The organism is Pseudomonas sp. YNh (assembly GCF_037993085.1).
In the GTDB taxonomy this organism is placed as follows: domain Bacteria; phylum Pseudomonadota; class Gammaproteobacteria; order Pseudomonadales; family Pseudomonadaceae; genus Aquipseudomonas; species Aquipseudomonas putida.
In genome coordinates, this window is record NZ_JBBMRJ010000032.1 from 62,939 (window position 1) to 75,843 (window position 12,905).

Here is a 12,905-nt window from a genome sequence, read left to right on the forward strand (position 1 = left end):
CCACCTTTGAAATGAATGTTGACCTCATTGTTGATGCCCACGCCTTCAAGCGAAAAGCGAAACAGTGGTGGTTTTTAGCTCGCGCAAAGGCCATTTGCGATGGCGACGCTGACTCACCTTTTCGCCCTTACGGCGAGTCACTTTTTGTCAAACGCGACAAAAAGTAACCAAAAAACGCTGCGCTCCGATCATCCGGCCCCTGCGCTGCGCTCCGGGGTTCCCTCACTCCGGCCTTGCTCCCGGGAGGACCGCGCTGCAGGCCCCATCCTGGGGCCCAGCGCTTGACGGGCATCCATGCCCGTCACCTCCCTTCGCAAGGCCTGCGTTCGGCCTCCTGAAGTCGCGAAGATCAAAAGCAAGATCAAGATCAAGATCAAGATCAAGATCAAGATCAAGATCAAGATCAAGATCAAGATCAAGATCACAGGCACGGTACAGCACAAACATCGAGCGGGGAGTGCGGGTCGCTGTGCGACCCGTCGCGCAAGCAAAAAAAACCCGGGTTCTGGGGGGGGAATCCGGGTTAAGACCATTAGGAGTAAAACAAAGGTACGCGGTCCCTGAGCACCTTTATCGGCGCGCCACTTGGGGGGGATGCGCCGCGCCAACACTTCAAGTATTGGTCAGGTTTGGCGCAGTGCCACCCTATATTGGTCGTTTTTTAAACAAATTTGGAATACGCCGAGGTTTCAATCCTTCCGCAGCGCATGGCAGTAAGCATGGTGAAACACAGACATGCGTGGATGATCCGTGCAATTTCTTGCAAGTTAGGCATAATAAACCGCTTCGATTGTCATCCAGTCCTTCCCATGCAGAAAGAACCTCGTAAGGTCCGTGAGTTTCGCCGTCGCGAACAGGAAATCCTCGACACCGCGCTCAAGCTGTTTCTCGAACAGGGTGAGGACAGCGTCACTGTCGAAATGATCGCCGACGCCGTGGGTATCGGCAAAGGCACGATCTACAAGCATTTCAAGTCAAAGGCGGAAATCTACCTGCGCCTGATGCTCGACTATGAGCGCGACCTGAACGAACTGTTGCACTCGGCCGACGTCGACCGTGACAAGGAAGCCCTGTCACGCGCCTACTTCGAGTTCCGCATGCGCGACCCGCAACGTTACCGGTTGTTCGATCGCCTGGAAGAGAAGGTGGTCAAGGGCAACCAGGTGCCGGAAATGGTCGAGCAACTGCACAGTATCCGTGCCTCCAACTTCGATCGCCTGACTCAGCTGATCAAGGGCCGCATCAGCGAAGGCAAGCTCGAAGACGTACCGCCGTATTTCCATTACTGCGCCGCCTGGGCGCTGGTGCACGGCGCCGTTGCGCTGTACCACTCGCCGTTCTGGAGCAATGTGCTTGAGGATCAGGAAGGTTTCTTCCAGTTCCTGATGGACATCGGTGTGCGCATGGGCAACAAACGCAAACGCGATCCGGAACCGACGAACTGAAGCTTTCCGTCACTTGACGCTGGAACCGGCAGGGTGCGGGGGCTTGCAAAAACCTGATTTATGAGTCAGGTTTCGCCTGCCCCTTATCATCCATGCCGGAGTCATTCATGATTGTCGATCGTCAAGGCAGGCGCTTTCGCAACCTGCGTGTCAGCCTGACGGCTGCTTGCAATTATGCCTGCACCTACTGCGTGCCCGACGGCAAACGCCTGGTGGCGGCGCAAGACGAACTATCGGCAGATGCCCTGGCCCGCGGCGTGGCTTACCTGATCGAAGCGGCTGGTATCGAGCGCCTGCGCATCACAGGGGGTGAGCCGCTGGTCAGCCCGCGCCTGGATGCCTTTCTGGCCGCAGTGGCCAAGCTCGACCTCGACGATATCTCGCTGACCACCAATGGCCAGCTGTTGGCGCGCAAACTGCCCCAGCTGCAAGCGGCGGGTATCCGACGCCTGAATGTTTCCCTCGACACTCTCGACCCCCAGGCCTTCCGCCGCATTGCCCGGGGCGGCGACCTGGCCAGTGTGCTGGCGGGTATGGAGCAGGCCACTGCGCTGGGCATGCGAATCAAGGTGAACATGGTGCCAATGCGCGGGCACAACCTCGACCAGGTATTGCCGCTGCTGGATTACTGCCTGGAGCGCGGCTTCGAGTTGCGCTTCATAGAACTCATGCGCATGGGCCACCTGGCCCGTGAGCACAATGCCTTTGTGCAGCAGTTCGTCGGGCTCGACCAGTTGCTGGCGCTGATCGGCGGCAAGTATGCCTATGTCCAGGTCGATGCGCCGCTGGACGCTACAGCCCTGCGCTATGAAATCCCGGGCATTGGCCACTTTGGCATCATCGCCAACGAGAGCGTGCCGTTTTGCCGTACCTGCTCGCGCTTGCGCCTGTCCTCCACGGGCTGGTTGCATGGCTGCCTGTCTTCGAGCAATCGCCACTTCGTCGGTGACCTGCTGGAAAAGCCGCGTCATCAGGCCCTGCCGGCCCTGCAGCGCCTGTTGGTCAAGGCGCTGGCAGACAAGCAGGACCTGGCGTTTTCCGGTGATGTGATGGTGATGAAGGTGATTGGCGGCTGAAGCTGGCGCAAAAGCTGCATCCGCCGGCTATTCGCCGGTTTTTCGTCGCCGGCCACTGGAGGAAAGATGCGTAGCCTGGTCTTGCTGCTGGCGCTGATGGCGCTGGGCGGCTGCATGAATGTCAGCGATATGGGCGAAGGCGTCCGCTATCACATGAGCGATGCCGGTCTGCTGGACCACAGCGATACCCGGCGTACCCTGTCGATCCGCCTGCAGCCCGATTCGTTCATTTTCATCGGCCAGGGCGCATTCGTGCCGCCGGGCAAGGGGCCGGTGCCACGGCAGAACGCGGTGGCTGACGAGGCGTTCAAGAGCTTTGTCGAGTATTTCCCGTTGGTGCGCCGCGCCCAAGGCCCATTGGGCCTGGAAGACGCCATTGCCCAGGCACGCTCGGTGGGTGCCGACTACGTCCTGTACACCCGCTTCGCCCGTACCGACGACCGCATCGGCAATGGCGATGAGTGGTATGACGAACAGGCCGTCGACCGGCTGGGGTGGGACACTGGCGTGGTGCAGATGATGTTGATCGAAACCAATACCCGCTACCTGATCGACACCGCACGCATCAAGAGCCGTGGCGGTTTGTTGACGTTCCACGACAACACCCCGGAGGATTTGCTTGGTGCGCCGATGCGCGAGTACGCTCGTAGCCTTCTGGGTATGAGCGAATGAGGCAGGCGTGATGAGTGACTCCGGCAAGGCCAATGATCTTCTGGCACAGATCCCCAAGGCCAAGGGCCTGCCGCCGGTGCATCTGTGGAACCCGGATTTTTGCGGTGACATCGACATGCGCATTGCCCGCGATGGCACCTGGTATTACCTGGGCACGCCGATCGGGCGCAAACCGATGGTGCGGTTGTTTTCCACGATCATTCGCCGCGATGGCGATGACTACTTCCTGATTACCCCGGTAGAAAAGGTTGGCATCCGCGTCGACGATGCCCCATTCGTGGCCGTGGCGCTGGAGGTGCTGGGGGAGGGGGAGCAGCAGGTGCTACGCTTCACCAGCAATGTCGAGGACCAGGTTGACGCCGGGCCGGATAATCCCCTGCGGGTAGTGATCGACCCGGTGACGCAGGAGCCATCGCCCTATGTGCTGATGCGCAGCAACCTTGAGGCGCTGATTCACCGCAATGTTTTCTATCAGTTGGTAGAGCTGGCGGTGGCGCGTGAAATCGACGGCGAGGAATGGCTGGGGGTCTGGAGCCAGGGCGTGTTCTACCCGATTGGGCGTAGCAGCTGAGCTCTTGGTTGCCTGTACCGGCCTCTTTGCGGGCATGCCCGCTCCCCAGGTACAGCACCTGTGGCGAATGAGCTTGTGGGAGCGGGCGTGCCCGCGAAGAGGGCGGCACAGGTAAGATCGGCCCCCTGCTTTTACCTCGAATTGGCCATTTGTCTTCAGCCAACGAAGGCCTAACCTGCTGGCATTAGCCATCCAGGAGAAGCCCGCCATGAAACCCTTGGCCATCGTCCTTTTTGCCCTGCTCGCCGCCCAAGCCCCCGCCTGGGCCCACGGCGACGTAGCCGACCAGGTCAAAGTCCTGCAGCAGCAACAACCCTCGAACGCCCCGGGCAAAACGGCTGTCATGCTTACGGTGAGCTACGCCCCTGGCGAGGCATCGCCCGCGCATCAGCACCCCGGCGCAGTGATGGCCTACGTTCTGGAGGGGGCAGTGGTGTCGAAGCTCAACAACGATCCGGAAAAGACCTACAAGGCCGGTGAGTACTGGTACGAGGCGCCAGGCACCGTGCACAGCGTGTCACGCAATGCCAGCAAGACCCAGCCCGCCAAGCTGCTGGTCTGGAGCCTGGTGGACGAGGGCAAGCCAGTGACCGAGCCGCTGGGCCAGTAAATCCGATGCAATGCAAAAAGCCCCCGGTTGCTTGCGCACCCGGGGGCTTTTCAATGTTTGGCTCCGCGACCTGGACTCGAACCAGGGACCCAATGATTAACAGTCATTTGCTCTACCGACTGAGCTATCGCGGAATCTGCGCCATATGTTACTGATTGCCCGGGAGATGTCAAGCCTCTCCCAGGCAAATCAATAAGTTACAGCACTTCGACGATGGCCTTGGTCACCACGTGGATGTTGCTCTGGTTCAGCGCGGCAACCGCGATGCGGCCGGTGTCCAGCGCGTAGATGCCAAAATCGTTCTTCAGGCGCGCCACTTGTTCAACGGTAAGGCCCGAGTAGGAGAACATGCCCGCCTGGCGGCCAACGAAGCTGAAGTCGCGCTTGGCACCATATTCAGCCAGCAGGCTGACCATTTGCTGGCGCATGCCGTGGATGCGCTGGCGCATCTCGCCCAGCTCGGCTTCCCACATCTGGCGCAGTTCGTCGCTGTTCAGCACGGTAGCGACGATGGTCGCGCCGTGGGTCGGCGGGTTGGAGTAGGTGGTGCGGATTACGCGCTTGACCTGCGACAGCACGCGAGTGCTTTCGTCTTTGTTGCCGGTCACGATCGACAGTGCGCCAACGCGCTCGCCGTACAGCGAGAACGACTTGGAGAACGAACTGGAAACGAAGAAGTCCAGGCCCGACTCGGCGAACAGGCGCACGGCGAAGGCGTCTTCGGCGATGCCGTCACCAAAGCCTTGGTAGGCCATGTCGAGGAACGGCACATGGCCCTTGGCCTTGACCACTTCCAGGACGTTCTTCCAGTCGTCCAGGCCCAGGTCGACGCCAGTCGGGTTGTGGCAGCAGGCATGCAGCACGACGATCGAGCCGGACGGCAGGTTGTTCAGGTCTTCGAGCATGCCGGCACGGTTGACGTCGTTGCTAGGCGCGTCGTAGTAGCGGTAGTTCTGTACCGGGAAACCGGCGGTTTCGAACAGTGCGCGGTGGTTTTCCCAGCTCGGGTCACTGATGGCAACCACGGCATTGGGCGACAGGCGCTTGAGGAAGTCGGCGCCGATCTTCAGCGCGCCGGTGCCGCCAACGGCCTGCACGGTGACCACGCGGCCAGCGGCCAGCAGTGGCGACTCGGCGCCGAAGATCAGTTTTTGCACGGCCCTGTCGTAAGTGGCGATGCCGTCGATCGGCAGGTAGCCGCGCGAGGCGTGCTGGGCGGCACGCTGGGTTTCGGCTTCGATCACGGCGCGCAGCAGCGGAATGCGGCCTTCCTCATTGCAGTACACGCCAACGCCCAGGTTGACCTTGTCGGTACGTGGGTCGGCGTTGAATGCTTCGTTGAGGCCCAGGATAGGGTCGCGGGGTGCCAGCTCGACAGCGGAAAACAGGCTCATTGTTACCTTGGCTCTGATTGGAGAGTGATAGGACGTACACGCTCCAGCCGAATGCACTGAAGCGGTGCACAAACGGGGAGTCAGTATAGTGATACCGCCCGGTCACTGCGACACTCTGGCACAGCTTTTCCGGCTATTTGCGCAAATATTTTTCGACCATTGGTCTAATTGCCGTGTCCACTGTAACAAGCGCTCACAGCCCGGCCTTGAAAGCGCCCCCGGATAGCCGCATTTGGGTATAGACTACTGGCTAAATTTACAGTTGCTGCAACACCGCGAGGTCAAACATGTCCGAGTTCCAGCTCGTCACCCGTTTCCAGCCAGCCGGCGACCAGCCCGAGGCCATCCGCCAGATGGTCGAAGGCATCGAGGCGGGGCTGTCGCACCAGACGCTGCTCGGCGTGACCGGTTCGGGCAAGACCTTCAGCATCGCCAACGTCATCGCCCAGGTGCAGCGCCCGACCCTCGTACTGGCGCCGAACAAGACCCTGGCCGCGCAGTTGTACGGCGAGTTCAAGGCCTTCTTCCCCAACAACGCGGTTGAGTATTTCGTTTCCTACTACGACTACTACCAGCCCGAGGCCTACGTGCCGTCGTCCGACACCTTCATCGAGAAGGACGCCTCGATCAACGACCACATCGAGCAGATGCGCCTGTCGGCGACCAAGGCGCTGCTGGAGCGGCGCGATGCAATCATCGTCACCACCGTGTCGTGCATCTATGGCCTGGGCAGCCCCGAGTCCTACCTGAAAATGGTCCTGCATGTGGACCGCGGCGACAAGCTCGACCAGCGCGCACTGCTGCGCCGGCTGGCCGACCTGCAGTACACCCGCAACGAAATGGACTTTGCCCGTGCCACCTTCCGCGTGCGCGGTGATGTGATCGACATCTTCCCGGCCGAGTCGGACCTTGAAGCCATCCGCATCGAACTGTTCGATGACGAGGTGGAGAACATCGCCGCCTTCGACCCGCTCACCGGCGAGGTTTTCCGCAAGTTGCCACGCTTCACCTTCTACCCCAAGAGCCACTACGTTACCCCGCGGGAAACCCTGCTGGAGGCCGTGGAGGGCATCAAGGAAGAGTTGAAGGAGCGCCTGGAGTACCTGCACAAGGCCAACAAGCTGGTAGAAGCACAGCGCCTGGAACAGCGCACCCGTTTCGATCTGGAAATGATCATGGAGCTGGGTTACTGCAACGGCATCGAGAACTACTCGCGCTACCTGTCCGGGCGCCCGGCCGGTGCGCCACCACCCACTCTGTACGACTACCTGCCAGCCGATGCACTGCTGGTGATCGACGAATCACACGTCAGCGTTCCGCAGGTCGGTGCCATGTACAAGGGCGACCGTTCACGCAAGGAAACACTGGTCGAATACGGCTTCCGCATGCCCTCGGCGCTGGACAACCGGCCGATGCGCTTCGACGAATGGGAGGATGTCAGCCCGCAGACCATCTTCGTGTCCGCTACCCCGGGCCCCTACGAAGCCGAGCATTCCGGGCGCGTGGTGGAGCAGGTGGTGCGTCCGACCGGCCTGGTAGACCCGCAGGTCGAGATACGCCCGGCACTGACCCAGGTGGATGACTTGCTGTCGGAAATCCGCAAGCGCGTGGCGCTGGGCGAGCGGGTGCTGGCCACTACGCTGACCAAGCGCATGGCCGAGGACCTTTCTGATTACCTGGCCGACCACGATGTGCGGGTGCGCTACCTGCACTCGGACATCGACACGGTGGAGCGGGTAGAGATCATCCGCGACCTGCGCTTGGGCACCTTCGACGTGCTGGTGGGCATCAACCTGCTGCGCGAAGGCCTGGACATGCCGGAGGTTTCGCTGGTGGCGATCCTCGATGCCGACAAGGAAGGCTTCCTGCGATCGGAGCGCTCGCTGATCCAGACCATCGGCCGCGCTGCGCGTAACCTCAATGGCCGGGCCATCCTGTACGCCGACAACATCACCGGCTCGATGCAGCGGGCAATTGATGAAACCGAGCGACGCCGTGAAAAGCAGGTCGCCTTCAACGAAGCCAACGGTATCGTGCCCAAGGGCGTGGTCAAGGACATCACCGACATCATGGAAGGCGCCACCGTGCCTGGTGCGCGCAGCAAAAAGCGCAAGGGCATGGCCAAGGCGGCAGAAGAGAGCGCCCGTTACGAGGCCGAGCTGCGTACGCCGGGCGAGATCACCAAGCGTATCAAGCAGCTTGAAGAGAAGATGATGCAGCTCGCCCGCGACCTGGAGTTCGAAGCTGCGGCGCAGCTGCGCGACGAGATTACCCAGCTGCGCGAGCGGTTGATTACCAGCTGATCCCTTTGGGTGGCTGAACTGGCCCTATCGCAGGCAAGCTAGCTCCCACAGGTGTGCCGCTGCATTCAAAATTTGCCCGGTACCTGTGGGGGCTGGCTTGCCGGCGATAGGCCCAGCACAAGCTAGTGAGCTTCCCCAGCCTTCAACCCTTCCGGCAGCTTGCGGGTGAGCAACACTGCCACCATGCTCACTGCCAACCCGATCCCGACAAAGTGGAACGCGTCGTTGTACGCCATGATCATGGCCTGCTGGTGGGTGATCTCGCTCAACTTGCCCAGCGCCGCATTGTCAGTGCCCAGCCGCTCGGCCAGTTGCGCCAGCCGTTCCGCCACCTGCGGGTTGCTCGGCACTACCGCTTCGCGCAGGTAGTCGAAATACACCTTGGTCCGCGCATCCAGCAGCGTGGCCAGCAAGGCGATGCCAATCGCACCGCCCAGGTTACGCAGGATATTGAACAGGCTCGATGCCGACCCCGCGTCCTGCGGCTGGATGTAAGCCGTGGCGATCAGTGAAATGGTCACCATGATCATCGGCTGGCCGAGGGCGCGGATGATCTGGATATGGTTGAACTGCGGCCCGGCAAAGTCCGGGTTGAGCACCCCCGAGCCGAAACTGGCGGCGCCGAACAGGCAGAACCCCAGGGCGCACAGCAGCTTGGGCGACACCACTTTCATCAGCTGTGGTACCAGCGGGATCAGAAACAGCTGCGGCACCCCCATCCACATGATCACCTCGCCGATCTGCAAGGCGTTGTAGCCCTGCACTTGGGCCAGGTACAGCGGCAGCAGGTAGATCGACCCGTACAGGCCTACGCCCATGCCCAGGCTGGCGATGCTCGACAGGCCGAAATTGCGGTTACCGAGGATGCGCAGGTTGATCAGCGGGTGTGGCTTGGAGAACTGCAGGATGACGAAGGTGATCAGGCTGACCAGGGCGACGCTGCCCAGGCCGACGATCAGGTGCGACTCCAGCCAGTCCTTGCGGTGCCCCTCTTCAAGAAACACCTGCAGGCAGCCCAGCCCCAGGCCCAGGGTGACGATGCCTGCGTAATCGGTGCTTTTCAGCAGTTCCCAGTGCGCGTCTTTCTTCTCCAGCCCGTACAGCAGGCCGGCAATCATCACCAGGCCCGGCGGGATGTTGATGTAGAAAATGTACTCCCAGCCCCAGTTCTCGGTCAGCCAGCCGCCCAGGGTGGGGCCGATGGAGGGGGCAAACGTGGCGGTCATGGCGAACATCGCCATACCTTTGGCGCGGTGGTGTTCGGGCAGCTTGATCAGCGTGAGGGTAAACGCCAGTGGGATCAGCGCGCCGCCGGTAAAGCCTTGCAGGGCGCGGAACAGGATCATGCTCTCCAGGTTCCAGGCCATCGAGCACAGCAGTGACGACAGCAGAAAGCCCCCGGAAACCCACACGGCCAGGCGCCGGGCAGACAGCAGTTGCACCAGCCAGGCGGTCAGCGGAATCATGATGATTTCCGCCACCAGGTACGAGGTGGAAATCCACGAGCCTTCTTCCAGGGTTGCCGACAGGGCACCCTGAATGTCCTTCAGTGACGAGTTGGTGATCTGGATGTCCAGCACCGCCATGAACGCGCCGAGCATCACACTCATCACCGCGATCCAGTCGCGCCGGGTAGGCTCGTCGCTGGGCCTGAGCAGTTGGTCACCGGCCATCGTGGCCTTCGCTCTCGCTGCGCAGGTCTATGGTGGCGGTCACCGACATGCCGGGGCGGATGCGCCCATGCAGCGGGTTGTCGGCGCTGAAGGTTAGCTTGACCGGGATGCGCTGCACCACCTTGGTGAAGTTGCCGGTGGCGTTATCGGGTGGCAGCAGGCTGAACTGCGCCCCCGAGGCCGCGAACACACTGTTTACCCGGCCTTCGATGGGGGTGTCCGGGTAGCTGTCGAACAGCAGCTCGGCGCGCTGGCCGGGCTGCATGTGGCCGATCTGGGTTTCCTTGAAGTTGGCCTGCACCCAGATGTCTTCGTCGGGCACGATCGACAGCAGGTAGGCACCGGCCTGCACCACCTGGCCATTGCGCGCATTGCGCTGGCCGATGGTGCCGCTGATCGGCGCGCGGATTTCGCAACGGGTCAGGTTCAGCTCGGCCTGGGCCAGGTCGGCGCGTGCGTTGGCGATTTGTGCATCGAGGCGTTTGAGGTCGGCGTTCAGTGCATTCACCTGCTGGCGCTGGCTTTGCAGGTCGGCGCGGGCCTTGTCGACCTGAGAGCCGGCAACATGGCTGTCTGCCGACAGGGTGGTGACCCGTTCCTCGGATATGAAACCTGGTTTGCGCAGCTTTTCGGCACGGCTCAGGTCCACCCGAGAACGGTCGAACGTGGCCTGGTTGGCAGCCACCTGAGCCTGCCCGGCGGCGATCAGGCTACCTTGCTGGGTCAGGCGACTTTGTGCCTGTGCGTATTCCGCTTCACGGGTGGCCAGGGTGGCGCGGGCGCGGTCAAACGCCAGGTCAAAGTCTGCCGCTTCCAGGCGTACCAGCAGGTCACCTTTGTTGACGTGCTGGTTGTCCTCGACCGGCACCGCGTCGATACGTGCGCCCAGCTGGCTGGAGATACGGGTGATCTCGCCCTGTACATAGGCGTTGTCGGTGCTCTCGTAGAAGCGGCCCTTGAAGTACCAGTGGGCCAGGAAGGCGAGGGCGATGATGGCCACCAGGGTGAAGAAGATCGCCAGGCGGCGTTTGAGTTGGGCAGGCATGGGGACTATCGTTCCAGAAATGTAAGCAAATTTAACAGTGCCGCAGGGCCTGTCGACAAGTGACGTTCGCGCCATTGCTGGAGCCCGGTGCCTGCCTCCTGCTAACATCCCGCCTTTGTTTCATCTTCAGTTCGAGACCTTCCATGACCACCGTACGCACGCGTATCGCGCCATCGCCTACCGGCGACCCCCATGTCGGCACTGCCTACATCGCCCTGTTCAACTACTGCTTTGCCAAGCAGCACGGCGGTGAGTTCATCCTGCGCATCGAAGACACCGACCAGCTGCGCTCCACGCGCGAGTCGGAACAGCAGATCTTCGACGCCCTGCGCTGGCTCGGCATCGAATGGAACGAAGGCCCGGATGTGGGCGGCCCGCACGGCCCGTACCGGCAGAGCGAGCGTGGCGAGATCTACGCGAAGTATGCCAAGGAGCTGGTTGACGCCGGCCACGCCTTTTATTGCTTCTGCACCGCCGAAGAGCTGGAGCAGATGCGTGCCGAGCAACAGGCCCGCGGTGAAACCCCGCGCTACGACGGCCGCGCACTGCTGCTGAGCGCCGAGGAAGTGCAGCGCCGCCTGGACGCTGGCGAGCCACACGTGATCCGCATGAAGGTGCCGAGCGAAGGTATCTGCGTGGTGCCGGACATGCTGCGTGGCGATGTCGAAATCCCGTGGGACCGCATGGACATGCAGGTGCTGATGAAGAACGACGGCCTGCCGACGTACTTCCTGGCCAACGTGGTCGACGACCACCTGATGGGCATCACCCACGTCCTGCGTGGCGAAGAGTGGCTGCCGTCGGCGCCCAAGCTGATCAAGCTGTACGAATACTTCGGCTGGGAGCAGCCCAAGCTGTGCTACATGCCGCTGCTGCGTAACCCGGACAAGTCCAAGTTGTCCAAGCGCAAGAACCCGACCTCGGTGACCTTCTACGAGCGCATGGGCTTCATGCCTGAGGCGATGCTCAACTACCTGGGCCGCATGGGCTGGTCGATGCCGGACGAGCGCGAGAAGTTCTCGCTGGACGAGATGGTCGAGCACTTCGACCTGTCGCGTATTTCGCTGGGTGGCCCGATCTTCGACATCGAGAAGCTGTCCTGGCTCAACGGCCAGTGGCTGCGCGAACTTCCGGTCGAGGAATTCGCCACACGCCTGCAGAAGTGGGCATTCAACAGCGACTACATGATGAAGATTGCCCCGCACGTGCAGGGCCGGGTCGAGACCTTCAGCCAGGTTGCCCCGCTGGGCGGGTTCTTCTTCGAAGGTGCGCTGAAGCTGGATGCCAAGCTGTTCGAAAGCAAGAAACTGTCGGCCGACCAGGTGCGCCAGGTGATCCAGCTGATCCTGTGGAAGCTCGAAAGCCTGCGCCAGTGGGAAAAAGAGCGCATCACCGGCTGCATTCAGGCCGTGGTCGAGGCGCTGGAACTGAAGTTGCGTGATGCCATGCCGCTGATGTTCGCCGCCATTACTGGCCAGGCCAGCTCGGTGTCGGTGCTGGACGCCATGGAAATCCTCGGCCCCGACCTGACCCGCTACCGTCTGCGCCAGGCCCTGGACCTGCTGGGTGGTGTGTCGAAGAAAGAAAACAAAGAGTGGGAAAAGCTGCTGGCTTCCATCGCCTGATTCAGCATTACACCTAACCTGTGGGAGCGGGCGTGCCCGCGAATGCGGTGTTTGATCTACCATCGCACTCGCGGGCACGCCCGCTCCCACAGGCCCAGCTGAAGCCCGAAAAACCGGGGCAGGGCGGTAAGTGATTGTTATCTGTGAAAAAACTTTTGAATATTTTCAAAATTTCGTTTGACAGCCCTGCAATCCGATCTTAATATGCGCCCCGTCCACAGCGATGAACGAAAACGAAACGCCAGCCACCCAGCCAGCGATTCAGTTCAAAGCGACATTGTGGGGCTATAGCTCAGCTGGGAGAGCGCCTGCATGGCATGCAGGAGGTCAGCGGTTCGATCCCGCTTAGCTCCACCAAATTCCGCTTGTCAGCCACGGCTGGCAAGCAAGACCGGGTCCAGCAACCGGGTCTTGAAGGTAAGAAGGTTCGTCCCCTTCGTCTAGTGGCCTAGGACACCGCCCTTTCACGGCGGTAACAGGGGTTCGAGTCC

At 61.5% G+C, this 12,905-nt stretch carries 11 protein-coding genes and 2 tRNA genes; 9 read left to right on the plus strand and 4 right to left on the minus strand.

Annotation, left to right across the window (positions count from 1 at the left end; genetic code table 11):
• Positions 1 to 294: 294 nt before the first annotated feature.
• The 6 genes from WF331_RS24600 to WF331_RS24625 all read left to right on the plus strand — a co-directional run bounded on the left by WF331_RS24600 (position 295) and on the right by WF331_RS24625 (position 4,374).
• Complete coding sequence (locus tag WF331_RS24600) at positions 295 to 564, plus strand: hypothetical protein (RefSeq protein ID WP_340623376.1); 270 nt, start codon at positions 295 to 297, stop codon at positions 562 to 564.
• A 245-nt stretch (positions 565 to 809) separates the two neighbouring features.
• Positions 810 to 1,445 (plus strand): TetR/AcrR family transcriptional regulator, encoded by a 636-nt coding sequence (locus WF331_RS24605; RefSeq protein ID WP_016485495.1) that lies wholly within the window; start codon positions 810 to 812, stop codon positions 1,443 to 1,445.
• A gap of 107 nt (positions 1,446 to 1,552) precedes the next feature.
• Entirely contained in the window at positions 1,553 to 2,521 is a 969-nt protein-coding gene (locus WF331_RS24610) for a GTP 3',8-cyclase MoaA (RefSeq protein ID WP_016485496.1), read from the plus strand.
• A 66-nt stretch (positions 2,522 to 2,587) separates the two neighbouring features.
• Positions 2,588 to 3,193 (plus strand): DUF4823 domain-containing protein, encoded by a 606-nt coding sequence (locus WF331_RS24615; protein ID WP_016485497.1) that lies wholly within the window; start codon positions 2,588 to 2,590, stop codon positions 3,191 to 3,193.
• 10 nt (positions 3,194 to 3,203) lie between these two features.
• The gene (locus tag WF331_RS24620) at positions 3,204 to 3,764 is read left to right on the plus strand and encodes a DUF1285 domain-containing protein (RefSeq protein WP_016500884.1); all 561 of its coding nucleotides are present in this window, start codon (positions 3,204 to 3,206) and stop codon (positions 3,762 to 3,764) included.
• A 208-nt stretch (positions 3,765 to 3,972) separates the two neighbouring features.
• Positions 3,973 to 4,374 (plus strand): cupin domain-containing protein, encoded by a 402-nt coding sequence (locus WF331_RS24625; protein WP_016500883.1) that lies wholly within the window; start codon positions 3,973 to 3,975, stop codon positions 4,372 to 4,374.
• Between the two features lie 58 nt (positions 4,375 to 4,432).
• On the opposite strand, the gene WF331_RS24630 is transcribed toward WF331_RS24625, so the two are convergent.
• Together WF331_RS24630 and WF331_RS24635 are read right to left on the minus strand one after the other, a co-directional pair.
• Positions 4,433 to 4,508 (minus strand) — tRNA-Asn (locus WF331_RS24630).
• 63 nt (positions 4,509 to 4,571) lie between these two features.
• Positions 4,572 to 5,768: an amino acid aminotransferase gene (locus tag WF331_RS24635; protein ID WP_284363744.1), complete on the minus strand. Its 1,197-nt coding sequence runs from the start codon at positions 5,766 to 5,768 to the stop codon at positions 4,572 to 4,574.
• A 287-nt stretch (positions 5,769 to 6,055) separates the two neighbouring features.
• Between WF331_RS24635 and uvrB the strand changes: the two genes are divergently transcribed.
• Positions 6,056 to 8,071, plus strand: coding sequence for an excinuclease ABC subunit UvrB (uvrB, locus tag WF331_RS24640; RefSeq protein WP_049276563.1), 2,016 nt, complete (start codon positions 6,056 to 6,058; stop codon positions 8,069 to 8,071).
• A gap of 122 nt (positions 8,072 to 8,193) precedes the next feature.
• Here the strand turns inward: uvrB and WF331_RS24645 are convergent, their stop codons facing one another.
• Complete coding sequence (locus tag WF331_RS24645; protein WP_274138232.1) at positions 8,194 to 9,684, minus strand: MDR family MFS transporter; 1,491 nt, start codon at positions 9,682 to 9,684, stop codon at positions 8,194 to 8,196.
• 49 nt (positions 9,685 to 9,733) lie between these two features.
• The gene (locus WF331_RS24650) at positions 9,734 to 10,789 is read right to left on the minus strand and encodes an HlyD family secretion protein (RefSeq protein WP_340623377.1); all 1,056 of its coding nucleotides are present in this window, start codon (positions 10,787 to 10,789) and stop codon (positions 9,734 to 9,736) included.
• A gap of 143 nt (positions 10,790 to 10,932) precedes the next feature.
• Here WF331_RS24650 and gltX point away from each other — a divergent pair, with 143 nt between their 5' ends.
• Both gltX and WF331_RS24660 read left to right on the plus strand, forming a co-directional pair.
• Positions 10,933 to 12,414, plus strand: a complete 1,482-nt coding sequence (gene gltX, locus WF331_RS24655) for a glutamate--tRNA ligase (protein WP_016500878.1) — start codon at positions 10,933 to 10,935, stop codon at positions 12,412 to 12,414.
• A 281-nt stretch (positions 12,415 to 12,695) separates the two neighbouring features.
• Positions 12,696 to 12,771: transfer RNA gene (locus WF331_RS24660), tRNA-Ala, on the plus strand.
• Positions 12,772 to 12,905 lie beyond the last annotated feature (134 nt).

Coding starts and splice junctions, on each gene's coding strand:
- WF331_RS24600 (WP_340623376.1), top strand. CDS start 295: ATGCCCGTCACCTCCCTTCGCAAGGCCTGCGTTCGGCCTCCTGAAGTC.
- WF331_RS24605 (WP_016485495.1), top strand. CDS start 810: ATGCAGAAAGAACCTCGTAAGGTCCGTGAGTTTCGCCGTCGCGAACAG.
- WF331_RS24610 (WP_016485496.1), top strand. CDS start 1,553: ATGATTGTCGATCGTCAAGGCAGGCGCTTTCGCAACCTGCGTGTCAGC.
- WF331_RS24615 (WP_016485497.1), top strand. CDS start 2,588: ATGCGTAGCCTGGTCTTGCTGCTGGCGCTGATGGCGCTGGGCGGCTGC.
- WF331_RS24620 (WP_016500884.1), top strand. CDS start 3,204: ATGAGTGACTCCGGCAAGGCCAATGATCTTCTGGCACAGATCCCCAAG.
- WF331_RS24625 (WP_016500883.1), top strand. CDS start 3,973: ATGAAACCCTTGGCCATCGTCCTTTTTGCCCTGCTCGCCGCCCAAGCC.
- WF331_RS24635 (WP_284363744.1), bottom strand. CDS start 5,768: ATGAGCCTGTTTTCCGCTGTCGAGCTGGCACCCCGCGACCCTATCCTG.
- uvrB (WP_049276563.1), top strand. CDS start 6,056: ATGTCCGAGTTCCAGCTCGTCACCCGTTTCCAGCCAGCCGGCGACCAG.
- WF331_RS24650 (WP_340623377.1), bottom strand. CDS start 10,789: ATGCCTGCCCAACTCAAACGCCGCCTGGCGATCTTCTTCACCCTGGTG.
- gltX (WP_016500878.1), top strand. CDS start 10,933: ATGACCACCGTACGCACGCGTATCGCGCCATCGCCTACCGGCGACCCC.